This window comes from Olivibacter sp. XZL3 (assembly GCF_004368405.1).
GTDB lineage: Bacteria > Bacteroidota > Bacteroidia > Sphingobacteriales > Sphingobacteriaceae > Olivibacter.
On sequence record NZ_SBJH01000067.1, the window covers coordinates 213,274 to 239,194 of the forward strand.

Sequence of the window (25,921 nt, forward strand, 5' to 3'; positions counted from 1 at the left end):
TATTGAAGTGTTAAGTTTAAAAATAGTGAAACCCGAATGAACTGCGGTTATTCTTTATAGCTCTATATTTCAAAAGAACGAATCAATCCTTAAAAAACTCCGATAGCAATTGATCTAACTGGTAAACCTTATCAGATACGCTTGTATCCTCATCCCTTACCCGCTTTTCTGCCTTCAAAGCTGCAGTAGCATAATGCAATACAGCCATTGAAAGCAAATCTTGCTTATCCCTTACCGCATAATTCTCTTGTAGATCTTTAATACGGTCGTTAATTAATTTCGCTGCATGACGGATAATCTCTTCTTCCTCCATCTCTATCCGTAAAGGATATATCCGATCTGCAATATTTATTTTTATGGAAATATCTCCCATAGAATGAGCTTGATTCACTATATAACCTGGGTTACTCTATTTCAGTAACTCAATACATTTATCTATTTCCCGCACAAAATCGTTAATTTTTTGCTTGATGTCAAGAGTTTTTTCACTTAAAACTTCACTTTTTACCGCAGTACCTTCCAAGGAACGTGCAACTGTCAATGCTTTAAGCTTCTCTTCCAGGTCTTTATTTTTGTCTTTACAAGTCTCGAACGCCACCTTAATCGACTGGTTCTCTAACTTAAGCATATCGTTTTCTTCCTGTAAAGATAAACATAATTCAATCAGTTTTGCCGTTTTCTCGACCACATTATCTAATTGCGCTGAAACTGTTGACATCTCTATCTAGCGTTTTAATAAGCTCTTAACCCTTTCTGATCTCGGCACCTACTTCTTTTTCAAAGTTAAGTATTAATTTTTGTATCACCGAATCAATTTGTTTATCTGTTAAGGTTTTTCCTTCATCTTGCAGTTCAAAGCTTAGCGCATAAGATTTCTTATTTGGCGGCAATTTATCGCCTACATAAACGTCAAAAACATTGACAGATTTTAACAGTTTGCGTTCTGTCCGCTCCGCTATATTTTTTAAGGTAGCGAAAGAGACCTGCTGATCGATCAACAATGACAAGTCGCGTTTCACGGCAGGAAACTTGGCGACTTCCTTGTAAGTGATCTTATTTTTTCTGATAGCTTTTAATAATACGTCCCAACTGAACACAGCGTAATATACGCTACCGTTTACGTCTGCCTTCTTCAACGCGTCCGTTGAAACCGCACCGAATTTCACAAAAACTTTCTGTCCTTTAACATATTGCAGTCCATATGAAAAGTGACTTCCTTCCACTTCTTCCATTTTAAGATCGCGGATATTTAACCGCTTGACCAAGGCATCCACCGCGGCTTTTATATGATAAAATGAAACCGGCTGAGCGTTTTGATTCCATTGGGGAGCTTGCTGCGCCCCGGTTATCGCTAAACTCAGCTGCTGTTCTTCTTCATATACGCCGTCTATAATATGGTACGTTTTACCAAACTCGAACAACTTCAAGTTGGCATTCCTACGTTTTTGGTTGTACGCTACTGCCTCTAAGGCCGAAAACAATAAATTTTGCCGCATCACATCTAAATCGCTGCTCAAAGGGTTCAATATTTTAACAGCTGTATTCTCATTATTGACGTAATCGAGCTTAGTTAGCGAATTGGATAAAACCTCAATGAAACCATTCGCTATCAACATTTCTGCCACTAGGTTCTGAATAACTTCTTTGTCGGGTTTGGCGGACGTATTTAACGAAGCCTTAATTTGCTGCTTCATCTCAATATTGTTATAGCCGTAAATCCGCAAAACTTCTTCAATGATATCGACCTCGCGCGTCACATCTACTCTGTAGGGCGGCACTGCTACCTGCCATACACCTGATCCTTTCTCTTGTACATGGATGCCTAAAGCTTTTATAATATCGATAATTTCCTCATCCGAGATATCCTTACCGATCAAGCGTCTAACGTTAGACGTGTTTATCTCAAAAACAAAAGGTTTTACCGGCTCCGGATAAAGATCTGATATTTCAGAAGATATTTGTCCCCCTGCCACTTCGAGAATCAGCAAAGCAGCACGTTTAAGAGCGTATACCGTGATATCGGGATCGGTGCCACGTTCAAATCGGAAAGACGCATCTGTTTTCAGATTGTGTCGCTTCGACGATTTCCTAACCGATACAGCGTCAAAATAAGCGCTTTCTAAAAATACATTAACCGTTGTCTCCGTAACGCCCGAATTCAGTCCTCCAAACACGCCCGCTATACACAACGGCTTTTCTTCGTCGCAGATCATTAGGTCTTGTGCGGAAAGCTTACGCTCTACCTCATCCAGGGTCACGAAAGGCTCACCTTCCTGCGCATTGCGAACAATAATGTGATTGCCTTTGATTGTATCAGCATCGAACGCGTGCAAGGGCTGCCCTAACTCATGGAGAACGTAATTCGTAACGTCAACAATATTGTTAATGGGTCTCACACCAATCGCCTTCAACTTCTCTTGCAACCACTCAGGGGAGGCAGCAACTTTTACTCCACTAATACTTAGCGACGAATAGCGTTTGCACGCATCTTTATTATCAACGGTAACAGACACCAGTTGTCCTGCGCCTTCCACAAACGAGCCGACATTGGGGATTAGGATTTCTTGTCTGAGATAAGCAGCAAGGTCTCTAGCGACTCCTAAGTGCGAAGCGGCATCCGCTCGGTTTGGTGTTAAGCCGATTTCGAGGCAGTAGTCTTCTTTTATCTGAAAGAAATCTTTAGCCGATGCACCGATGGGCGCCTCTGCTGGCAGTACCATAATGCCCTCGTGGGAAGTACCCAGACCTATTTCGTCTTCTGCACAGATCATCCCTTCCGAAACCTCGCCTCTGATTTTCGATTTATTAATCTTAAAAGGCGCACCTTTTAAGGGATAAACCGTAGTACCGACAGTAGCTACTACCACTTTTTGTCCGCCAGCGACGTTAGGAGCGCCACAAACTATCTGCAATAAGTCTACGCTTCCAACGTCAACCGTTGTAACGCGCAGCCGATCGGCGTTAGGATGTTGTTCACAAGTCTTCACTTCTCCTATCACCAAACCTTCCAAACCTCCGGGCACACTTTGGATTTCTTCGATTCCCTCGACCTCCAGACCGATATCGGTCAATATTTGCGAGAGCTCGTTCGGATTTTTATCGGTAGATATAAATTGTTTAAGCCAGCTGTAAGATATCTTCATGCAAATAGTCTATATTCTTCGTCTTCTAGTTTTTAAACGTTACCGCTTCGCTTATTACAACAGATAGACTTGTACAGCAGAAAACAATACCAGGCCATTTTGCAACATCACTCAAGCTAAAACCGCAACGTTAAAAATTGTTGCAAACTTAGCATATTTTTTATTTTTATTGTAGTTTGAAATGAGATAGATCACAAAATATCAAATATCTCCATGATCTAAAAAGCTGTAATATCCCTCATCTGAAATGATTAGATGGTCCAGCACCCTGACATCAAGCAGCTTCCCTCCCTCAACAATCTTCTCTGTTAAGTTCTTATCTGCCATACTGGGTTTTAAAGAACCGGAAGGGTGATTATGACTTAAAATGAGGCCCGTTGCCTTCGCTTGCAACACGGATTGAAAAACTCCCTTCGCATCCACAGCCACCACCCCACTCCCTCCTTTACTTATCAGTTCCTTTCCTATTACCCGGTTATTCGTACTCAACAAGAGAATCCAGAACTCTTCATGCCCTAAATCGGCGTAAACCGGCTGTAATAACTTATAAGCGTCTTCACTACTCAGTATTTGAGGTTTTACTACCAATGTATCCACCTTTCTCCGCCGCCCTAATTCTAATGCAGCGATGATGGCGATCGCCTTCGCCTCTCCGATTCCCTTATAGTTACACAAATCCGCAAGTGTCAATCGCGCTAAATCGCTTAAATTATTTCCTACATCATTTAAAATTCGTTTACTGAGCTCAACGGCAGTTTCCTCGTTTGACCCGCTGCCAATTAATATGGCAATCAATTCCGCATCAGTCAGTAAACGACGCCCATTTAACAACAACTTCTCTCTTGGCCTATCCTGTTGTGCCCACTGTTTTAGACGCATTCTTTTGGTGTAGGTTTCTTGCATAATTTCAACTTTTATGGTAAAAAAGAATTTGAGGTTCAGTGAATTTACACTCCTAATATACTAAATTTCAGCCAGAATTTCCACGATTTTAGGAATTTTGCCTTTAGAAAAGGAAAGTTTTGCTGGCATGAACGGTACGAGCAGCTGCAGTGGCACAGGCGCTTATTACAACTTATATACTTAAAACTACCCCTCTGCCGCGAATCCTTTCCTGCGTCCGGCAGCACTCGACGTTCGGATATCGGCTTTCAGTTCCATAAAACGAACATAAAGCCAATAGCTGACCGCCGGTGGCTAAAACTTAAATCTTGTAGTAGCAAATTCGCCCTAAATTTACTATTTTAGGCCTTAATTTACACAATTATAGGCAATGAACAAACTACTACAACTAGGGATGTGTGCATTGATAGGAGGATCTTTATCAGCATGCCAATCCACTCAATCAAAAGAAACCAAAGTAGAAGCCCCGTCTTGGGTTGAATTATTTAACGGAAAAGATTTAAACGATTGGACTATCAAAATAGCCAAACACGAGGTAGGCGAGAACTTTGCCAACACTTTTCGGGTCGAAGACAGCGTTATTAAAGTAGGCTACGAAGGCTACGAGCAGTTTGACCAACAATATGGACACATTTTTTATAACAAGCCCTATTCTTATTACCTCTTGAGGGTTGAATATAGATTTGTAGGCGAACAAGCCAGAGGTGGTGAAGGTTGGGCCTGGAGAAATAGTGGGATTATGCTACATGGGCAGGAACCGCACACGATGTTAAAAGACCAAGACTTTCCCATTTCCCTCGAAGCTCAACTTCTTGGCGGAAACGAAAAAGAAGAAAGGAGTACCGGAAATTTATGTACACCAGGCACGGAGGTGGTTTATAAAGATGAACAGTTCACCCCACATTGTTTAAATTCAAATTCTAAGACTTATGCCGGAGATCAATGGGTTACTGCAGACGTGTTGGTACTTGGCGATTCCATCATTAAGCATATCATAAATCGCGACACCGTGATGGTTTACACCAAACCAACCATAAATGGCGGCGGGGTAAGCAATTACGACCCTCAGGTAAAACAAGACGGAAAATTGTTAAGTAGCGGCTACTTCTCGCTTCAAAGTGAAAGTCACCCCGTAGAGTTTAGAAAAGTTGCTATTATCGACCTAGCATCCTATGCAAAAGATCCAAAAAAATTGGACGGCGTATTAAGGGAAATTCGTGACAGAGACACGAAATAACAAAAGGGGTTGTGGAAAAAACCTCAACCCCAAAATATCTTAAACTAATATATTACTAAGCCAAACCGTTGACGAACTTCGTAAGCTTAGCCTTATTATTAGATGCTTTGTTTTTATGAATTACGTTCTTCTTTGCTAAACGGTCTAACATAGATACCACACGGGGCAATAAAGTAGCAGCTTCTTCTTTTGAAGTTGTTGCACGTAATTTTTTAATAGCGTTACGGGTTGTTTTTGCTTGGTAACGATTTCTTAAGCGCTTCGCAGCGTTAGCTCTAATTCTTTTAATTGAAGATTTATGGTTTGCCATTTTTTAGCCTTTTATCCTTAATGTTTTTTTCGGACTGCAAATATAGAATTAAGATTTGGATATTACAAAAATTTTAAAAAAAGGCTTCAAAACGAATCTTATAATGAATCGTATCATATGGTTTTTGTTAGCTTGTGCAGCGATATCTGTCTTTTGTTCCTGGGGCTTCTATGCCCACAAAGAAATTAATCGTTTAGCTGTGGCTACGTTGCCCGGGCAATTGGCCCCCTTCTATAAAAAGCACCTTTTATATTTAAGTGAACATGCAGTAGATGCCGACAAAAGAAGGTATGCCAACGAATATGAAGCCCCGCGGCACTATATTGATATAGACGCTTACGAAAGCCATTTTTTGGACAGTTTACCCAAATTCTGGAACGACGCTGTATTGAAGTACACGGAGGATACGCTTTATAAGCGCGGTATTGTCCCGTGGCAAATCAACCGCACCTACCGTCTTTTGACCGATGCGTTTGCTGAAAGAGCGCTTCTGAAAATTTTAAGGTACTCTGCGGATTTAGGGCATTATGTAGCCGATGCCCATGTGCCGCTCCATACAACGCAGAATTATAATGGGCAGCTTACGAATCAGGTAGGAATACATGCCTTTTGGGAAAGCAGGCTTCCCGAATTGTTTGCCACAGAGTACGACTTTATCGTGGGACCTGCCCGATATATCTCAGACCCCCTGGAGGAAGCTTGGAAAATAGTCAAGGAGAGCTTTTCCTTAGTTGACAGTGTACTGGCAATGGAATCGGCACTGAACGATCAACACCCGCCCTATAAGAAATACACGTATGAAAGCCGTTTACGCACATTTGATAGAGTATACACACGCTCCTATGCTAGCGCCTACCATCAATTGTTGAATGGAATGGTTGAAAAACAAATGAGAAAATCAATCTTAATGACCGGCAGCCTATGGTATTCCGCTTGGGTAGATGCTGGACAACCTCCTCTGGACCGTCTAATTAAAGCGACTCCTATGGTCGAGTTGAAGACAGATAGCGTCCCAGATAATGGAAAAACACTGGGCAGAGAAGAATGGCATTAAAATAGCCGGACTACCTTTAATCTTTAAACCGGACTATCTAAACTAATTTTATAGCTGTTTATTTTGCATCAATTTCTAAACAGTTAAAGCTATGCGAAATATTTACAACACAAAATATCCAGCTATAATAAGCGTTTTCACGCTTTCCATCTTTTATTTTTTCACTTGCCGTTCCGTCTTTGCCCAATTGTCGGCTTCTTCCTTACCACAAGACTCATTAATCACATCATTAAATGAAGTGATTGTCAGTGAAAATCGTCTGCAAACTCCCTTTTCGGAACAAAATAGAAATATAAATATACTAACAAAAGAACAGATAAGAAACTTACCCGCTAAATCCGTGAGCGAATTACTCAGCTTTATTCCCGGTGTAGACGTTCGGCAGCGGGGCCCGTGGGGAACACAGGCTGATGTTAGCATTGATGGCGGCACCTTCGAGCAGACAATGATTCTTGTGAACGGCATCAAAGTCAACGATCCGCAAACCGCCCATCATTCTATGAATATTCCTATCCCAATTGCTGCTATAGAACGGATAGAAGTCATCCGAGGACCTGCCGCCCGTATTTACGGCATCAACAGCTTAACGGGTGCTATTAATATCGTAACGCGAACGCCCAACACTAATTTTTATGAAGGGAGCGCACAAGTGTCTTCGAGTTTTAAAGACAAAGAAGACGGAAATGGCGTATACAACGGTCGTAGTTTACAATTAGGCGCTGGAATAACCGCCGGCGTATCCACGCATCTGTTATACGGAAGTCATGATGCCGGTAACGGATACCGTTATAATACGGCATATAACAACAGTAAGCTCTTCTATCAAGGAAAAATAAAGAATAATCATGAAGGACTTTGGAATTTAATGGGGGGCTACACCTACAATAGATTCGGCGCCAACGCTTATTATGCACCGCCAAATGATAAAGAAGCGAAGGAAATTGTGCAGACCGCCCTTTTTTCACTCGGTTTCACTGGCAACGGCACTGGCAGTTGGACGTTCGCGCCCCGTGTGAGTTATCGGTATAACTATGACGATTATCGCTACAATCAATATGACCTCAGCCTATTCCGGAACCTGCATCACTCCCATGTGCTTAACACCGAACTGAATACGACTTACAATACCGGCAAGGGGCTGCTGGGGTTAGGGCTGGAGTTAAGAAACGAGTTTTTGATCAGTACCAATATGGGCGATCGACAAAGAAACAACTATGGTATGTATGCGGAATATAAGATGGACTTTTCAGATCGGTTGACGGCTAATATGGGTGCTTACGCGAATTACAATTCGCATTTCGGCTGGCAGGTATATCCCGGCTTCGATCTGGGGTACAAAATGACATCTCAGTGGCGATTTTATATCAATACCGGCTCGGGACAGCGGATACCTTCTTTTACCGATCTATATACCAGTGGTGGAGGAAATATAGGAAATCCCGATTTGACTGCGGAGAATGCATGGTACGCTGAAGGCGGACTGAAATACAACAGTGAACGAAGCTTCGTAAGCGCCAGTTATTTTTACAGAAAAATCAATGATTTTATTGATTGGACCAGAGGGAATACCGAGGAGAGCTGGCGTCCTAGCAACTTCATGCAAAACCAAGTACACGGCATAAATGTAACCGCTAACTGGCAGCTTAACGATTCTGAGAGCAGGCATTGGTATCTAAACGTGGCTTATAACTACCTCAATCCTAAGGTGACGAGTTCTCGTCAGGATAATGTCTTATCCAAATATGCAATTGAAAGCCTAAGACATCAGCTAGCAACGCAGCTTAGCTTTAACATAAAATCTATATCGTTCAGCATATCAGAGCGTTTTGTAGAAAGAATAAACTATAGAAATTACTTCCTGACGGACGCAAAAATGTCTTATAAGTGGAAAGATTACCGATTGTTCTTAGACGCTAATAATATTTTCGACATTACCTACGTTGAGGCGTCTGCTATACCGCTACCCGGCCGGTGGTTTAATCTCGGTTTTAATTGCAGCATTTAATCAAATATTAATAAGATACGGGCAATTCAGGCCCGTATCTCGCCAACTAGATTCCCAGTATCTCTTTGTTCAGTTTTTCGTTAACGCCTGTAGAAGCAAAATCATCAAACGTCTTATCGGTTACGCGGATGATATGTTCGCTGATAAACTTAGCTCCTTCCTTTGCGCCGTCTTCAGGATGTTTTAAAGCACATTCCCATTCCATTACGGCCCATCCACTGAAATCGTAGGCGGTAAGTTTACTAAAAACAGACTTGAAGTCCACCTGCCCATCTCCTAAGGACCTAAACCGCCCAGCACGTTCCACCCATCCTTGATATCCGCCGTAAACACCTTGCTTACCCGTTGGATTAAATTCTGCATCTTTTACATGGAACATTTTAATGCGCTCATGGTAGTGGTCTATATACGCTAAATAATCTAAGCATTGAAGTACAAAGTGAGATGGATCGTATAAAAGACATGCTCTTACATGGTTATCTACCTTATCAAGAAACATCTCATAGCTAATCCCATCGTGTAGATCTTCACCGGGATGTATTTCGTAACATAAGTCTACGCCCGCTTCATCAAAGGCATTTAGTATCGGCAACCAGCGGTTAGCCAACTCTTTAAATCCCTCTTCTACCAAACCGGCCGGCCGTTGGGGCCAAGGATACACCGTATGCCATAAGAGGGCACCGCTAAACGTGGCATGTTCAGTAAGTCCCAGATGTTGGGAAGCCTTTGCTGCATATTTAAGTTGCTGAATAGCCCATTCCGTACGGGCCTTCGGATTGTTGTGATATCTTTCGGGCGCAAAACCATCAAACAGTTTATCGTACGCTGGATTTACAGCTACTAGCTGACCTTGCAAGTGTGTAGAAAGTTCTGTAATTTCCAACCCATGACTGTTTACCAGTCCCTTTATATCGTCGGCGTAGGTTTTACTCTCTGCCGCCTTCTGCAAATCAAAATAAGAGCTTGCCCAGGTTGGAATCTGTATCCCTTTGAAACCTAAATCTTTTGCCCATTTACAAATGGCATCTAGTGTATTAAACGGAGGGTTTTCGCCTATAAACTGTGCTAAAAAAATACCGGGTCCTTTGATTGTTTTCATTCGTGATTTCGTTTTTACTTATTCGATCTTATTGGCTTTTCCTGTAAACGAACACCTGAAAAAGGTGTCCGTTTACAGGCTGAATATATCACAAATTCTTGAACTGACCAAAGAGCGGGCGAAAAGAGCAACTTTTTTCGACCGCTTTGACTAAATATAGCGATTGATCAGATTTTCTAAAAATTCTTGTTTTCCACTGATTGCCTTCGGTTCGCCAAGAGAAACCGCTAAATCCCGGAGGTCGGTTAACCCTAACTTTCCTTCTTCATAAGCCTTACCATCTCCATTGTCGAACGATGCATAGCGCTCTTCTCTTATCTTCTTATAATCGGAAACTTCCAAAATTTTATCTGCAGCCAACAGTGCCCGCGCAAAAGTGTCGGCACCACCGATGTGTGCATAAAATAAATCAGCCGGATCGGTCGAGTTTCTTCTAATTTTGGCGTCAAAGTTGATACCTCCGCCGCCGAACCCTCCTGCTTCAAGAATGATCAACAACGATTCCACCAATTCATTTACATTGTTCGGAAATTGATCGGTATCCCAGCCGTTTTGGTAGTCACCGCGATTAGCGTCAATGGAGCCCAGCAAACCGGCGTCCACCGCAACTTGAAGCTCATGTTGAAACGTATGGCCCGCTAAAGTAGCATGATTTACCTCGAGGTTTAATTTAAAATCATTGAGCAAATCGTATTGGCGTAAAAATCCGATAACCGTCGCAGCATCGTAATCGTATTGATGCTTAGTAGGCTCACAGGGCTTAGGCTCTATAAAGAAAGAACCCGTAAAACCTTGCGATCGAGCATAATCCTTAGAAATGTGTAACATCTTAGCCAAGTGCTCCTGCTCTCTTTTCATATCCGTATTTAGCAAGGTCATATATCCTTCTCTTCCTCCCCAAAACACATAGTTTTCTCCTCCCAAAGCAATGGTAGCATCGAGTGCAGCTTTAATTTGTGCGCCGGCGTGTGCCACTACATGAAAGTCGGGATTTGTTGCCGCTCCGTTCATGTAGCGTTTATGGCTAAAGAGGTTAGCTGTTCCCCAAAGCAGCTTTACGCCGCTAGCCTGCTGCTTCTCCTTAGCATAAGCTACTAACGTTTGTAGGCGATTTTCGTTTTCCACCACATCGTCGCCATAGTCCACCACGTCTACATCATGAAAGCAATAGTATGGCATATCGATCTTGGTAAAGAATTCAAATGCAGCATCCATCTTATCTTTCGCTCGTTGAATCACATCACCACTTTCGTCCCACGGAAAGTAGTGCGTTGGCCCGCCGAATGGATCTGAGCCTGTTCCATTAAATGAATGCCAGTAGGCTACTGCAAAACGAAGATGCTCCTTCATGGTTTTACCTCTTACTAGCCTATTCGGGTCGTACCAACGATAAGCTAAGGGGTTGTCGCTCTCGGGACCTTCATATTCGATCCGTCCAATTCCTTTAAAATACTCGTGTTCTCCAATAATAATTGACATACGTTATTTATTTATAAATTAGTAAACTATAGAATTTTATTTCAACTGATTATTCAGCAACTCCAGCCACTGTGCGTACGCATCCCCATAGGCAACACCTGAAATAGGCTCGATCACTTTAAGGACTTTGACGTACTGAAAAGCTTCTTCCGGCGTCTTGAAAATACCGGCTCCAATTCCTGCTCCAAGCGCCGCTCCCACACTTCCGTCGTTATTATAAAGTTCAACGGGAACACCCGTTAGATCCACGAAAACCTGAGTAAACAACTCGCTTAGAAATAAATTAGTCTTACCTGCCCGTATAACAGACGGCGACATACCATTCTCGCGCATAATATCGAGCCCGTACCGAAAGGCGAACGCTATTCCCTCTTGGCTTGCACGAAATATATGTTGGCGATGGTGCTTATTGAAGTCCAGATTGGCGATCTGTGCACCTAATAGGCGATTTTCCAGCATGCGCTCTGCACCATTTCCAAACGGCAGTATATTAAGCCCTTCACTTCCTAAAGGAACAGTTGATGCTAATCTGTTCATCTCTTCATAATCAAGCCCTTTTCCGAATTGTTCTTTAACCCATCGGTTTAAAATCCCCGTACCATTGATACAAAGTAGAACACCAAGTTTTGGATCATCGACCGTGTAATTAACATGTGCAAAGGTATTTACTCTCGACAAGTGATCATAAACAAGCTGATCGCTGACACCATAAATCACTCCGGAGGTACCGGCAGTGGCCGCTACTTCCCCAGGTTTTAGAACATTCAGAGACAAGGCATTGTTGGGCTGGTCGCCAGCCTTATAGCTAACGGGTATATCCGAACTAAGCCCCAATTTATCTGCTATTTCTTTACGCAAACGGCCATGCTCCTGAAACAAGGGCTTTATCTCGGGAATTAAATCATCCCGAAAACCGAAATAGTTCAACAGCTCTGTGGAAACCCGATTATGTTGAAAATCCCAGAATATTCCTTCAGACAGCGCAGAAATGCTGGTCGTAATAGATCCCGTAAGCTTCATAGCGATATAATCTCCAGGAAGCATCACTTTATATATTCGTTCATATACTCCTGGCTCATTTTCTTTTATCCATGCCAACTTTGACGCTGTAAAATTACCGGGGGAGTTCAATAAGGTTCGGAGAGCGGTCTCCTCTCCCAAGCTCTTAAAGGCTTTCTCGCCTATTGGTACCGCCCGGCTATCACACCAAATTATGGAGTTACGAAGGTTATTGAATGCCTCATCCACCATCACAAGTCCGTGCATCTGGTAAGCGATACCAATGGCTTTAATGTCGCGGGGATTATATTTCTTTTTACTATTCAACGCAAGAACAGCTTGTTGCACATGTTCCCACCACATGTCAGGCGATTGTTCTGCCCACCCAACTTGAGGAGCTAGAATTGCTGTTTCTTCCTCTTCCGGGTATCGAAAAGAGGCCAGACACCGTTGATCATTTGCATCTACTACCGACACTTTAATAGCAGATGTCCCAATATCTATTCCTAATAATAACATTGAATCTCCAGTTTACTTTGGTTATGCTAACGTTGGCATAAAAATAAAACTTAGGGGTGATAATTGCAATAGGCATCTGCTGTTATTACCATATTTTTTATGGATTTTTTGCTTATTTTTCTATGTTTGGTAAATTATCTTGCGAATCTACCGAAGGGAATAATAACGAACGAGCCTTTCACCTGTTGAAATCCATTTCACTGCGCGCTGATTTAAGACATTATACCGAATGAAGAAAGTTACAATATTGGATATTGCCAAGGAACTAAACATCACTTTTTCCACGGTTGCACGGGCCTTAAACGATCATCCGGCAATTAGTAAGTCTACAAAGGAAGCAGTGAAAAAGACTGCAGAAAGACTGGGATATCGGAAGAATAAAATAGCTTCTTCGCTCCGCTCGGGTAAAAGCAATATTGTGGGTGTGCTGGTTCCTTCTTTAGACGTTAGCTTTTTCAGTTCGGTTGTCCATGGCATCGAATCGGTCATGAACCAACATGGATACTCAATCCTCTTATATCAGTCACAAGAATCAAACAGGAAAGAAGACAAAGGTATCGAAACCTTGCTCAACTCGCGTGTTGACGGCATTATCGTCTCTATCGCCATTAATCGCGACGACAATACGATATTCGAAGAGATCATTTCAAAAAACATTCCGCTAACCTTTTTCGATCGCGCCTTACATGAATTAAATGCCCCCTCGGTAACTATAGATGATTACAGAGGCGGCTATATGGCAACCGAACACCTGATTCAGGCAGGATACCGAAGAATCGTACATATTACAGAAACCAGAAAGCTCTCAAATTTCAAAGAGCGCTTAAGAGGCTATATGGACGCCTTAAAGGCCCACAATATCCCTTTTAATGAAGATTTAGTCCTAAAAGGAAATCTTTCTCTCGATTTCGGTAAAGATTGCGTTAAAGACCTGACGAGCCGCGGCGTTCTTTTTGATGCTATTTTTGCCTTAGAGGACTTTACCGCCATGGGAGTAATTCAGCAATTAAAAGCACAACAGATAAAAATACCGGAAGAAGTGGGGGTAATTGGCTTTGCCAACGAAGCCTTTGGTAGTCTGGTCACTCCCTCGCTCTCGACCATCGATCAGCAAACCCATCTAATGGGACAAGAAACAGCTAAGCTGTTTTTGGCTATGCTTCAAGAAGGAAGTTTTTATAAAACAGCTCCGAAGAAAATCACATTAGATCCCTTGTTAATTATTCGGGCTAGTTCTAAAGGACCAAAACTCTAATCTAACTCTAATACACTTATAAAGTATTCCTAATTAGCTCCGGCACACCTTTGCAACGTTATAAAAACAAGATGATTGCAAAGACACTTATTCTTTTTCTTATTTTTTCGGCCGTTTTCGTTTTCGGTTCATCTGCGCAAACGGAAACGGACACCCTGCGACTGCTTCCGAAAGAAGCAGAACAGATTTTCCTAGAAAACAACTTATCATTAATAGCTGCACGACTGAATATTGAGCAAGCGGATGCGTTGATATTACAAGCCAAGGCATGGCCCAATCCCAATTTAGGTATTGATGAAGTCAATCTGAACCGCAATTCAACATCGGAAGCTATCCCCCCCATATTCGGAAATTTTGCCCGGAATCAACAGTTTACCGTCCAACTTGAGCAACTTATCTTAACAGCGAAAAAGAGAAAAAGAAATATAAATCTTGAAGTAAGCAACAAGCAATTGGCAGAAAGCGCGTTTATTGATTTCTTACAATCATTAAAAGTCGAGTTCAGAACCCTATTAGCGCAAGTATTGTATAATCAGGAAACCTTCTCCGACTTAGCGCGACAAGTGCAGATTATTAGCCGACTGGTAAAAGCGCAAGAAGCACAGCTGCAGACAGGAAACACTTCACAAGCGAGTTACCTTCGCCTTAAAGCCCTTCAGATTGAACTTTTCAACGAACTGAAGGAAGCGCAAGAAGAGCATAATCAGCTAGAGTCGAATTTAAAAACACTGATGGCTGTTCCCGGACCGGTATTCGTTGTGCTGAACGACACGAATCAAACACCGGAAACGATCCGTAAATGGGCTAAGCTATCCTTTACGCGACTTGTTCAACTGATAGATCTCAACAACAGTCAACTTAAAGTTGCCGATAATTTGAAGGAAGTTTCGGTATCTGCATTGGCGGTGGAAAAAGCAAAGAGAATTCCAGACCTGACCTTCAATCTAAACTACGACCGTAACGGGTCGACCATGTTCAATTTCTTTGGTGCCGGTTTATCGTTCGATTTGCCCATATTCGACAGAAACAAAGGCAATATCAAACAAGCCTCTTTGGAAGTTAAAAAGCACGAATATCTAGTAGAAGAAAAGAAAAGCGCTCTATACAATCAACTAGAGGAAGCTTACAAAAACATCAACCAAAGCATCGAACTTTACAAAAGCTTTGACCCTGGCTACCTCGCGCAGTTGGAAAACATGCAATCCTCTATCGCAAATAACCTAATTAAACGCAACCTCAGTTTACTCGAATTTATTGACCTTTTTGATTCGTTCAAAAAAAGTAAATCGTTGTATTTCAAGGTTAAAAGGGACATTCAATTGAAAGAATGCGAACTAAGCTATTTAGTTGGACAAGATTTTTAAAGGCACACACTCAGTATTCATTCAAATGAAAAAAAAACTACTCTTTATTTCGCTCGCCGCCTTAGGCTTCGCTTCATGCCAATCGAACAAGAAGGAAAATCCGAAAGCAAGCGATTTGAAAAATGTCTGCTTAGACGACAATGTTAAAAAGATCATTAGCACGGATACCATTCGCGCAAGCATGGAAAACAAAGAAACACTGAAACTTACCGGAAGCGTCAGTTACAACGAAGATCAGGTTTACAAGTTTGTGCCGCTTTTGAGCGGCGTGGTGCAACATGTCGGATTTACGCTTGGCGATTACGTAAAAAAAGGTCAAGTACTATTGGAGATAAGTAGTACCGACCTGAACGGCATGGTGGCAGCTTTAAATGAAGCAGAATTAAAATTAAAAATCGCCCAACGGCAGTTAAGCGCGACCCAGAATTTATATGCCGATGGCGTGGCATCAGATAAAGAAATTTTAGAAGCCCAAGCCGATGTCAGTTATGCCCAAGCTGAAATCAAGAAGATAAAAGCAAGCTTAAGTATTTTGGGAGGCAATATTGAAAAAGGCTTACTGGTTATTCGCTCAAAACAAGAAGGTTATATTGTCGAGAAGAATATAGTTGACGCGCAGCAAATTGAAACCGGCGGAGAACCGTTATTTGTGATAGGCGATTTAAGTAAGGTCTGGGTGAAGGCCAATGTATATACCGGAAATATTAGTAAAATAAAAAAAGGTCAATCGGTAAGCATTGAAACAACGGCATATCCCAACAAACGTTTTCAGGGAATTATCAATCGCCTTTCTAATGTGCTAGATCCGAATGAACGTGTTCTGAAAGCCGTTATCGAGCTTGATAACCGAGAGCTTCTGCTTAGGCCAGAAATGATGGCAACCATCGATGTACGCCTTGACCGTCAAATTAATAGTATTGCGATCCCTCATAAATCCGTCATATTTGATAATGAAGCCTATCACCTCATTAAATACAAAGACGACTGTAATTTGGAGGTAGTGGATTTCACGCCGATTTATGAAGACAATAAGTACTATTACGCTGTAGACGACCACCTTATTGACGGTGACCGCATTATTACTACGAACAGCTTATTGATCTATAACAAGTTAATTGAAAGATAAGGATTTGCTTTTTCTAAGCGTCTTCCCAAAACCCACTTATTTAAAATGATTAAACTAGTAGAAAAAGTAGTTGGCTTTTCGTTAAAAAACCATCTAATTATTTTCTTTTTTGTGGCTTTATTAATCGCAGCCGGGCTGTACGCCTATAAGCGAACTCCTATAGAAGCTTTTCCAGACGTCACAAACACCCGCGCGCGTATAATCACACAATGGCCTGGAAGAAGTGCCGAAGAAATAGAGAAGTTCGTGACTTTGCCAATAAGCAAAGAGATGAACACAATACCTGGCAAGACAGAGGTGCGCTCCATTTCGCTTTTCGGCCTGTCGGTTATCACGGTAAATTTTAAAGATGAAATTGACGATTTTTATGCGCAGCAATATGCAGCAAACCGGTTACATGCGGTAAACCTCCCAGACGGAGCTGAAGCCGAAATAGAACCGCCTTACGGTGCCACGGGAGAAATTTTTCGATACGTAATCAAAAGCGAAAAGGAAATCCCCATAAGAGAATTAGCGGCTCTACAAAGCTGGATTATCGAACGGGAATTGTTATCAGTAGATGGCGTAGCCGATATCGTGAGCTTTGGAGGCGAAGAAAAAATTTTTGAAATCCGGGTGAATCCTGCTGAGCTAGCAAACTACAACTTAACTGCATTGGACGTTTACGATGCTGTTGAAAAAAGCAATATTAACGTAGGAGGCGATGTTATCCAACGAGGCGATCAAGCTTATGTAGTGCGCGGTGTTGGCCTGCTCGATAAGGTAAGTGATATCGCGGATATTTTAATTAAAAATATACACGGCGTTCCTATATTGGTTAAAAATGTCGCAGATGTAGAAATAAGTAGTAAACCCAGATTAGGTCAAGCCGGATTAAATGAAAAGGATGATCTTATTGAAGGCATTGTTGTCATGTTACGGGACGAGAACCCAAGCGAAGTTATTGACCGATTAAAAGGCCGCATTCACGATTTGAATGAACGGATACTACCAAAAGGGATTAAAATAGAAGCGTTTCATGACCGCACAGACCTTGTTGAAAAGACAGTAAACACCGTTACACACAATTTAATTGAGGGCGTTGTATTGGTGTCTGTTGTCATATTTCTCTTTTTATTCAATTGGCGCACAACGCTGATCGTCGCCTCCGTTATTCCATTGGCTTTTTTATTTGCCATCCTCATGTTAAGAATACAAAGTTTACCTGCTAATCTGATTTCTATCGGCGCCATTGATTTTGGTTTACTTTTAGAAGGGACTATGGTTATTGTAGAGCACGTATATGTCAGCCTCGACAACAAAGCACGGTCGCTTGGGATAGATCGTTTTAACAACATTGCTAAAGGTGGCATCATCAGGAGGAATGCTAAGGGAGTGGCTAAATCCATACTCTTTGCTCAGATAATATTAATCGTTGCGTTAATGCCGATCTTCACTTTCCAGAAAGTTGAAGGCAAAATGTTCGCCCCGCTGGCTTTTACCTTGGGCTATGCCCTGTTGGGTTCGCTCTTACTGAGCCTTACTTATGTTCCGGCGATGTGCAAGCTCTTATTAAACACAAATGTAGTAGACAAACATAACCCTGTTTCCGAATTTTTTCGAAAAAAAATCTTCCGTTTACATCAATTTGCACATCGACACATCAAGGCCACCTTATTTCTTTTTATTGCGTTGTTAACCATTTGCTGTGTAGGTTTTTCAAGAATAGGCACCGAATTTATACCAGAATTGAACGAAGGAGCCATTTACATACGCGCTACACTGCCAAACAGCATTAATTTAGACGAGTCGGTGAGACTAACCAAAGAAATGAAACAAAAACTAAGAAAATTTCAGGAAGTGAAGTTTGTGCTAACCCAAACGGGAAGGCCTAATGACGGCACTGATCCTACCGGTTTTTTCAATATTGAATTTCATGTTCAGCTAAAAGATGAAGAGGAATGGCGAAAAAACGTCACAAAAGAAAGACTTTTAGAAGAAATAGAGGCTGAACTGAACGTATATCCCGGTATCAATTTTGGTTTCAGTCAACCCATAATGGACAACGTGGAAGAATACGTCGCCGGCGTTAAGAGTTCTTTGGTCGCTAAAGTGTATGGAAACGACTTGTATAAATTAGAAGAAATTGCCGACAGCATTGCAATGACCTTAAATCAGGTAGAAGGCATCGAAGACCTTTTGGTTTTTAGAAATATCGGCCTGCCGGAATTACGCATCAGACTCAGTGAAGCAAAAATGGCACGCTATGGTGTCTCGATGCGCGATGCGCAGGCCGTTGTGGAAATGGCTATCGGCGGTAAAGCGGCGTCTACCTATTACGATGGGGAGAAAATGTTTGATATTCGCATACGCTACGACAAGCCCTTCCGGGATACAGAAGAACAGATCAGAAACATTCTGGTCCCATCTATCGATAATGCCAAAATTCCGCTTTATGAAATAGCAGATATAGGCTACCATTCAGGACCTGCTTTTATCTATAGGCAAGGTAATTCCCGGTATATTGCGATTGGCTTTTCAGTCCGAGGCCGCGATCTCGGCGGAGCGATCAAGGAAGCACAAACAAAGGTGGCAGAACGGATTACTTTACCGTCATCGTACCAATTGGAGTGGGCCGGCGACTTTGAAAATCAGCAACGAGCATTAAGCAGATTAGCCGTGATTGTCCCCGTTTCTTTGTTGCTTATTGCCTTTCTTTTATACCTTAACTTTGGAAATTTAAAAGACACGCTCATTTCCTTAATAACCATCCCTTTTGCTTTCATTGGTGGATTTGTCTCGCTGTGGCTTACGGGAACCATCTTCGGTATTTCCGCAGGAATAGGCTTCATCATTTTGTTTGGTGTAGGAACAATTGACGGAATTATTCTTATTTCGGTTATGAAAGGTAATTTGATTAAAGGTAAAGATTTGCCTGCAGCCATTTCAGAGGGGGTTTACGCGCGGATCAGGCCCGTTTTTATGATTGCCGTCATGGGATCTCTAGGCCTTTTACCAGCGGCGCTTTCCCAAGGTATGGGTTCTGAAATACAAAAACCGCTAGCTATCATGATTGTTGGAGGTTTGCTCGTCTGCATGCTGTTGAGCCTCGTTGTTTTACCTGAAATTTTTTATCTTGCGTATAGGAAGCGCAAATAAAAATCTTTTACCCCTACCTATACTTTATATCTAATGCCGCAGGCTTACCGCTTATTGCTTAACGCTTTCGCCTGGAACTCAAAGCAGGGTTCCTTTTAAGATGGATGTCGCGACGGTAAAATAGATCACCAAGCCCGTTACATCAACTAAAGTGGCAACAAATGGAGCTGACGATGTAGCGGGGTCGGCTCCCAGCTTTCTTAAAATAAAGGGTAACATCGAACCTACCAGCGATCCCCACAAAATGACTCCTACTAAGGACAGCCCTACCACCATACTGATCAAGAACCAGTCCTGTCCGTATTCGCCAAAAAGGTGATAACCGAAAATGCGTAAGAGTCCTAGCATCCCCAGTATAACCCCCAAGATCATACCTGATACCAGCTCCCTTTTAAAAACCCTAAACCAGTCTGAAAGATTAACTTCTCCCATTGCCATCGCCTGTATGATTAAAGCCGAAGCTTGGGATCCAGTATTACCACCGCTTGAGGTGATCAGTGGAACGAAAGTCATCAGTACCACGGCCGTTGCCAATTGTACTTCATATCTTTCAATAACGGTAGCCGTAAACAGCTGACCGATGAACAAAACCATTAACCATGGAGCGCGCTTTTTTACCAGATGCCAGATCGACACATCCAAGTAAGGTTCATCCAACGCTTCCGATCCTCCCATTCGTTGAATATCTTCCGTATACTCTTCGTTTGCTATCCACAGAACGTCATCGACCGTTACAATACCTAGCATGATACCCTGTTTGTCGGTAACAGGTAAAGCGACCCGGTTATTCATCCTAAAGATATTAATCGCTTCTTCCTGTGGGTCAAAAGCATTGAGCGCTATGAGCCGATTATCCATTAAATCAGCAACTTTGACATCTGGAGCGGACAAAAGTATTTCACGAATTCGAATATCATCTAACAGCACACCTTTATCGTCGATCACGTATATAACGTCAATCGTCTCAGAGTCTTTTCCATACCTACGGATGTGATCAAGGGCCTGTGCTACGGTAAAGTCTTGTTTAACGGTTACATAATCCGGCGTCATCAGCCGCCCCACGCTATCCTCCGGATAACCTAATAAAGTTAAGGCCTCCTTTCTGTCTTCCGGAGGCATCAAAATGATCATTTTTTTTACTGCGTCACCATGGAGTTCTCCGAAAAAAGCGGTCCTATCATCGGGCGGCAGTTCATTGATCAATTCGGTTATTTTTGGGCCAGATAATTTCTTAATGATGCGCTCTTGCGTGGGAAAGTCCAGGATTCGAAAAACATTGACTGCTCTATTGATGCTTAGCGTCTCAATAAATGTAGAACCATATTCGGGTAATTCGTCGATTAAATCTTCAACCTCAGATATATTCAGGCTATCTAAATACTCATGTAACTGTTCCTTATCACCTTCAGCAATCAATAATTCTACTTGTTCTACTAAAGTGTCTAAGTTATTCTCCATACAAACTACCCTTAAGTAATGTTTTTACATAAAAATCTGTTTGCAGCAAAAGTCGCCTTTTTTATTGAATAATCTGAAGGTAATTATGATTTTCGTTCATAAATATTCTCAGCTGGGCAATAGCGCTTATCGTATCCAAAAGTGGCTGTCATATTACAACTTACCTTTGCCTGCACTGAGAAACAGATACCTGCACTGAGAAACAAACTTCTTTTTACAAACCGTAATAATGCTTACGTTATTTATTTTCTGGCAATCTTATTCCAACTGAAAAAGCTTGCTGATTTGACAGTCTTAAAGCGTCCTTTAACACAAACCGTACTGCTGCCAATTGATCTCTCCGTGTCTCTTGCCTTTGTCTAACTTTCGTAATTTTTTTATTGAAGGAAACACTAAACATTTGTTTTTTGTTTATTTTAGTAACGGCATTATAGTACACCGCTTATTGCAGAACGCATGAGAACAAAAAAGGTCAGAAAAGTATACAGTGCTCTTTTTCTTTCCATTTTCTTTTTGAAAATGGCAATCTCTGTAGCGCCTATATATGCCTCTTTCTATGACAGTAAACATGTAATTGCAGCCATTTTGCAGCTGGAAATTGAAAATCATTCCAGCAAATCCAATTGTGGAGACAATGCCGAAAATTTCACAAAAGAGTTTGCGACGACAATCAACTGGGATATTTTCATTGCCCCTTCCCGCTTTTTAGCTGTTAAGCAATACCTCACAGACGATGATATAAGTGTAAAGTCCTTTTACCCTTCTGTACCCACGCCACCGCCTAATTGCTAGCAACCTTCCCAGTAATTTTTCTGAAGATATAACACCATTATCGGGTATTTGGCTTAACACCAGCTATTATTCTCCAACCGGAGTTTGCTAATGTATAGCCACCAATAGAATAGACGCTATATCATTTAGAAGAATACCCCGTGCTTCAATTTAACAAACAACTGTCACTATCTAACACAATTAGAATCTATGCTAGGCACACGTTTTTCAACATTTTTAAAAGTTGCCAATAAAGACTTAAAATATAACTTACCATCGAGCGTGGTTGTCTTTCTTGTTGCCTTGCCGCTTTGCTTAGGAATTGCGATGGCATCAGGGGCCCCTCTATTTGCAGGTTTACTAACCGGCATCATCGGGGGGATCGTGGTAGCTTCGATAAGCGGTTCCCCGTTAAGTGTAAGCGGCCCGGCTGCCGGTTTAACGGTTATTGTTTTTGGCGCCATACAATCCCTCGGCTCTTACGATGTATTTTTATTAGCGGTGGTATTAGCAGGCGTCCTTCAGCTAATTCTCGGCATGATTAAAGCAGGAACTATTGGCAATTACTTTCCTTCTGCAGTGATAGAAGGCATGTTGGCCGCCATCGGTATTACAATTATACTTAAGCAATTACCTCATGCTTTGGGATATGATACGGATTTCTTTGGTGATGAAAGCTTCAAACAATTAGACGGCGAAAACACGCTCTTAGCAATTAAAGCAGCTTTAGGAGCGGTCCATTTAGGGGCTTTTTTAGTGACAGCGCTATCTTTGCTCATATTAATCTATTGGCCGAGACTTAAAAGGGTGAGCTTAGTACCGGCTCCGCTCATTGTAGTGGTACTGGGAGTTGCTCTTAATATCGCTTTTAGAGGTAGCCCCCTGGAAATAAACCCGAAGCATTTGGTTGAAATCCCGGTAGTGAGCTCGTTTAGCGAATTTTTAGGGTTGTTTAGGTTCCCCGACTTTGCAGCGGTCGTTAACTATGACGTGTGGATTGTAGCCTTCACAATTGCTATTGTAGCCAGTTTGGAAACATTGCTCAGTATCGAAGCCATTGATAAACTGGATCCCTACAAAAGAGTGTCTCCCACTAATAGAGAATTAATCGCTCAAGGGATCGGCAACATGAGCAGCGGCATGCTTGGCGGCTTACCGATGACTTCGGTTATCGTCCGGTCGTCGGCGAATGCCAATTCCGGTGGAAAAAGCAGGCAAAGTGCTATCTTACACGGTGTATGGCTACTTATGGCTCTGCTGATTATTCCTTCCATCATCAATATGATACCACTCGCATGTTTAGCCGCTATTCTATTGGTCACCGGCTATAAACTAGCTAAAATATCGCTATTTACACAGATGTATCGAAGAGGGCTTGATCAATTCATTCCCTTCATTGTTACTATATTGGCAGTGGTGTTTACCGACTTACTAAAAGGCGTGGGAATTGGCATGGTAGTAGCTATATTTTACATATTGCGTAATAATATGCGCAACCCTTTCGGATATGACTTCGAGGAAAGCAATGGAAATAAAAAGATAAAGTTGTATTTATCTGAAGAAGTTTCCTTTTTAAATAAGGCGGCAATCCAACAGTCATTATATAATTTGCCGAAAGATGTAAGCCATATCATCGTAGATGGTTCTGGCAGCCGCTTTATCGATAAAGATGTTGTTCAGGTAATCAAAGAGTTTGAGCAGCATGCACTCGGTTCAGGAAAGCGCGTTGAGCTTATCGACGTATATGATAAAAGAGAGGCACCGAACATACATCATTTATTTAAGAAAACAACAACGAAAACGAGAAAAAAAAAGAATAAATTAAAACAGATTTAATATGTCGAACAAACCTTTTAAAAATCCCATACTAACAGAAACGTTTAACAAAATTAAAGCGGGAAATGAAGCCTGGGTAAACGAAGTAGCAGCAGATACGACAGGCTTATTTAGAGAGTTGGCTAAAGGCCAAAGTCCGGAGATCTTATGGATAGGATGCGCTGACAGTCGGGTTCCAGCGAACCAAATCACGCACACGCGGCCGGGAGATGTCTTTGTTCATCGAAATATAGCAAATATGTGCATACACTCTGATATGAACATGCTTAGTGTACTGGACTATGCGGTAAACGTGCTTAAAGTAAAACATGTCATTGTCGCGGGCCATTACGGTTGCGGCGGTGTAGCAGCAGCGCTCAGTAAAAAGCAGTTCGGGTTAATTGACAATTGGCTTTGCCATATTAAAGACGTATATCGTTTACATAAGGAAGAGATCGATACGATAACTGATTCTACTGCAAAGGTGAACCGTTTAGTAGAATTGAATGTAGCGGAACAGGTATTTAATCTTTGCACATCAACTATCATTCAAAATGCGTGGAAAGAAAGAGACGACTTAGCAGTGCACGGTATGGTCATTGAGCTGGAGACCGGTAAGTTAATAGATCTCGACTTAACGTTCACTGAAAGCACTCAGTTGGACGAGGGCTTTGCCTATCAATAGATCTTAAGTAGCGCCATAAATAAATTAAGGCCGATAGAGGAACACTCTATCGGCCTTTTAAATGGAGGTTAGATTGAATTAATTAAAGTATGTAAAACATTTTTGTATCAACATTTTTGCCTTCTTCCCGTTGATCTTCCGTCCTATGATCGAGCCACATCTGCATTAAATCGCGTTCTATTTTTGCCGAAATAGTGGACATCGGTGTATCAGTCGGCTTATTCTCGAAAGGGTCTTGCAGATGTACGGCCATCTTTTCGACTAACAGGAATAAAGTGCCTATTGCAATAACCAAAGGAATGGAGATATATCCAAATAATCCAAAAAGACTGAAGGGTAGTACCGCAATAAACAGATAGATAGCTAAACGTATATACAATGTGTAAGTTTCGGGAAAGACCGTACTCTTTATCCGTTCACATTTCCCCATCGAATCGGTAAATTTCATTAAGGTTCTTTCCATCTCAATTTGCTGAAACTGATTTAAAAGTCCCTCATTCGTTGCTCGGCTGATATCCATACCCTGCAGTTTAAGTAGGGCATTAGGCACATTATCATAGGCCTTTACAAACTCGAAATCAGAATCAGACAACAGCCTTTTAATATCCTTGTAAGGATCTTGTTTTCGTAAAGATTTTGTCAATGCATAATTCCAAGCGATTTGACGTTTGATCATTCGTTCTTTCAATTCTCCGCTGCTGCCCGCATCATAGAGATTTCCTATGAAGGTAATGACCTGCCGTGTGAAGCTTCTGGAATCGTTTACGATCGCTCCCCATATAATACGGGCTTCCCACCAACGATCATACGCTTGATTCGAACGGAAAGCCAGTAGTAGCGAGATTACGGTACCAAGTATTGCGGGAACGCCCCCTATCGGAATGTCAAAGTTGAATATCTTCAGTTGATGCGAAACCGTGATGACAATGGCATATGCTGCCACCAGCGCACTATCATATTTTACTTTCCCAAGGACGTATCCTATCGGAATATTGTTTTTCAATAGCATAAATAAATTTTGTAAAGTTTAACAAAACGCTATAAGAACACTCTCTCTAATTGTTTCGCGTAAATGTCTTTTTCTTCGTCGGTCAGTTTACTGCCGCTCCTCTCCGGTGATGGAGTCCACTTATTCCATTTACACCTTTCGATCATTTCAATAGGATCGGAACTGGCTTTCGTAATCCGTTTTAATTCGATAGAGGGGTTGTAAACGATCTCATGAATGCGGTTTGCATCCAGGAAATTCTTAAAAAGCGCTATGGTATTGCCATAAAAGTACTCAAACCGTACCTCTTTAATTCTTATAAATTCTTTTTGAACACATTTGCAGTAGTTTTCAAATGATTTCGGAATCAACTCTATTTCTTTTGTCCTTTTTGACAATAGCAACAGGTCTGTTATTGAATCTGAAAGCTTCACTACGCTAAAGAACAAAACAGAAACCTGCTCTTCATTGCATGACAAAAGATAATCAGTGAGAACGTCCAGTGATTGACCGGAAAAATCAGTTGGAATAAGAATTCGCTTCATAAATCGTCTTCTTTAGCCTGAAAATTAA

General features: G+C 41.7%; 21 protein-coding genes. 10 read left to right on the forward strand and 11 right to left on the reverse strand.

Annotation, left to right across the window (positions count from 1 at the left end; translation table 11 throughout):
- Positions 1-82: 82 nt before the first annotated feature.
- The 4 genes from EPX21_RS15570 to radC all read right to left on the reverse strand — a co-directional run bounded on the left by EPX21_RS15570 (position 83) and on the right by radC (position 4,046).
- Positions 83-373 (reverse strand): cell division protein ZapA, encoded by a 291-nt coding sequence (locus EPX21_RS15570; RefSeq protein ID WP_134090618.1) that lies wholly within the window; start codon positions 371-373, stop codon positions 83-85.
- Between the two features lie 36 nt (positions 374-409).
- Entirely contained in the window at positions 410-718 is a 309-nt protein-coding gene (locus tag EPX21_RS15575; RefSeq protein ID WP_134090619.1) for a hypothetical protein, read from the reverse strand.
- A 25-nt stretch (positions 719-743) separates the two neighbouring features.
- A complete protein-coding gene (gene pheT, locus EPX21_RS15580) occupies positions 744-3,143 on the reverse strand; it encodes a phenylalanine--tRNA ligase subunit beta (protein WP_134090620.1) in 2,400 nt (799 codons plus the stop codon).
- 201 nt (positions 3,144-3,344) lie between these two features.
- Positions 3,345-4,046, reverse strand: coding sequence for a DNA repair protein RadC (gene radC, locus EPX21_RS15585; RefSeq protein ID WP_134090621.1), 702 nt, complete (start codon positions 4,044-4,046; stop codon positions 3,345-3,347).
- A gap of 370 nt (positions 4,047-4,416) precedes the next feature.
- Between radC and EPX21_RS15590 the strand changes: the two genes are divergently transcribed.
- Positions 4,417-5,283: a DUF1080 domain-containing protein gene (locus EPX21_RS15590; protein WP_134090622.1), complete on the forward strand. Its 867-nt coding sequence runs from the start codon at positions 4,417-4,419 to the stop codon at positions 5,281-5,283.
- Between the two features lie 55 nt (positions 5,284-5,338).
- Here the strand turns inward: EPX21_RS15590 and rpsT are convergent, their stop codons facing one another.
- The gene (rpsT, locus tag EPX21_RS15595) at positions 5,339-5,593 is read right to left on the reverse strand and encodes a 30S ribosomal protein S20 (RefSeq protein WP_134090623.1); all 255 of its coding nucleotides are present in this window, start codon (positions 5,591-5,593) and stop codon (positions 5,339-5,341) included.
- Positions 5,594-5,696: 103 nt separating this feature from the next.
- On the opposite strand from rpsT, the gene EPX21_RS15600 reads away from it, so the two are divergent.
- Both EPX21_RS15600 and EPX21_RS15605 read left to right on the forward strand, forming a co-directional pair.
- Entirely contained in the window at positions 5,697-6,647 is a 951-nt protein-coding gene (locus tag EPX21_RS15600; protein ID WP_134090624.1) for a zinc dependent phospholipase C family protein, read from the forward strand.
- 91 nt (positions 6,648-6,738) lie between these two features.
- Positions 6,739-8,652, forward strand: coding sequence for a TonB-dependent siderophore receptor (locus tag EPX21_RS15605; RefSeq protein WP_240768700.1), 1,914 nt, complete (start codon positions 6,739-6,741; stop codon positions 8,650-8,652).
- Positions 8,653-8,698: 46 nt separating this feature from the next.
- Here EPX21_RS15605 and EPX21_RS15610 read toward each other — a convergent pair whose 3' ends face one another.
- From EPX21_RS15610 to EPX21_RS15620, 3 genes are all read right to left on the reverse strand, one after another.
- Entirely contained in the window at positions 8,699-9,751 is a 1,053-nt protein-coding gene (locus EPX21_RS15610) for a sugar phosphate isomerase/epimerase (RefSeq protein WP_134090625.1), read from the reverse strand.
- A gap of 150 nt (positions 9,752-9,901) precedes the next feature.
- Positions 9,902-11,230: a xylose isomerase gene (gene xylA, locus EPX21_RS15615; protein WP_134090626.1), complete on the reverse strand. Its 1,329-nt coding sequence runs from the start codon at positions 11,228-11,230 to the stop codon at positions 9,902-9,904.
- Between the two features lie 36 nt (positions 11,231-11,266).
- Positions 11,267-12,748 (reverse strand): xylulokinase, encoded by a 1,482-nt coding sequence (locus EPX21_RS15620; RefSeq protein ID WP_134090627.1) that lies wholly within the window; start codon positions 12,746-12,748, stop codon positions 11,267-11,269.
- A 229-nt stretch (positions 12,749-12,977) separates the two neighbouring features.
- On the opposite strand from EPX21_RS15620, the gene EPX21_RS15625 reads away from it, so the two are divergent.
- From EPX21_RS15625 to EPX21_RS15640, 4 genes are all read left to right on the forward strand, one after another.
- Positions 12,978-14,003 (forward strand): LacI family DNA-binding transcriptional regulator, encoded by a 1,026-nt coding sequence (locus EPX21_RS15625; RefSeq protein WP_134090628.1) that lies wholly within the window; start codon positions 12,978-12,980, stop codon positions 14,001-14,003.
- A 71-nt stretch (positions 14,004-14,074) separates the two neighbouring features.
- A complete protein-coding gene (locus EPX21_RS15630) occupies positions 14,075-15,367 on the forward strand; it encodes a TolC family protein (protein WP_134090629.1) in 1,293 nt (430 codons plus the stop codon).
- Positions 15,368-15,392: 25 nt separating this feature from the next.
- Positions 15,393-16,493 carry an efflux RND transporter periplasmic adaptor subunit gene (locus EPX21_RS15635; RefSeq protein WP_134090630.1) on the forward strand — a complete coding sequence of 367 codons (1,101 nt, stop codon included), beginning with the start codon at positions 15,393-15,395 and terminating at the stop codon, positions 16,491-16,493.
- 45 nt (positions 16,494-16,538) lie between these two features.
- Entirely contained in the window at positions 16,539-19,631 is a 3,093-nt protein-coding gene (locus tag EPX21_RS15640; protein ID WP_134090631.1) for an efflux RND transporter permease subunit, read from the forward strand.
- 78 nt (positions 19,632-19,709) lie between these two features.
- Here EPX21_RS15640 and mgtE read toward each other — a convergent pair whose 3' ends face one another.
- Complete coding sequence (mgtE, locus tag EPX21_RS15645; protein ID WP_134090632.1) at positions 19,710-21,089, reverse strand: magnesium transporter; 1,380 nt, start codon at positions 21,087-21,089, stop codon at positions 19,710-19,712.
- A gap of 456 nt (positions 21,090-21,545) precedes the next feature.
- On the opposite strand from mgtE, the gene EPX21_RS15650 reads away from it, so the two are divergent.
- The 3 genes from EPX21_RS15650 to EPX21_RS15660 all read left to right on the forward strand — a co-directional run bounded on the left by EPX21_RS15650 (position 21,546) and on the right by EPX21_RS15660 (position 24,360).
- Entirely contained in the window at positions 21,546-21,881 is a 336-nt protein-coding gene (locus EPX21_RS15650; protein ID WP_134090633.1) for a hypothetical protein, read from the forward strand.
- Between the two features lie 189 nt (positions 21,882-22,070).
- On the forward strand, positions 22,071-23,696 hold the full coding sequence (locus EPX21_RS15655; RefSeq protein WP_134090634.1) for a SulP family inorganic anion transporter: 1,626 nt from the start codon (positions 22,071-22,073) through the stop codon (positions 23,694-23,696).
- Position 23,697: 1 nt separating this feature from the next.
- Positions 23,698-24,360, forward strand: coding sequence for a carbonic anhydrase (locus tag EPX21_RS15660; protein ID WP_134090635.1), 663 nt, complete (start codon positions 23,698-23,700; stop codon positions 24,358-24,360).
- A gap of 82 nt (positions 24,361-24,442) precedes the next feature.
- On the opposite strand, the gene EPX21_RS15665 is transcribed toward EPX21_RS15660, so the two are convergent.
- Positions 24,443-25,369 (reverse strand): bestrophin family protein, encoded by a 927-nt coding sequence (locus tag EPX21_RS15665; RefSeq protein WP_134090636.1) that lies wholly within the window; start codon positions 25,367-25,369, stop codon positions 24,443-24,445.
- A 29-nt stretch (positions 25,370-25,398) separates the two neighbouring features.
- A complete protein-coding gene (locus tag EPX21_RS15670) occupies positions 25,399-25,893 on the reverse strand; it encodes a hypothetical protein (RefSeq protein WP_134090637.1) in 495 nt (164 codons plus the stop codon).
- Positions 25,894-25,921 lie beyond the last annotated feature (28 nt).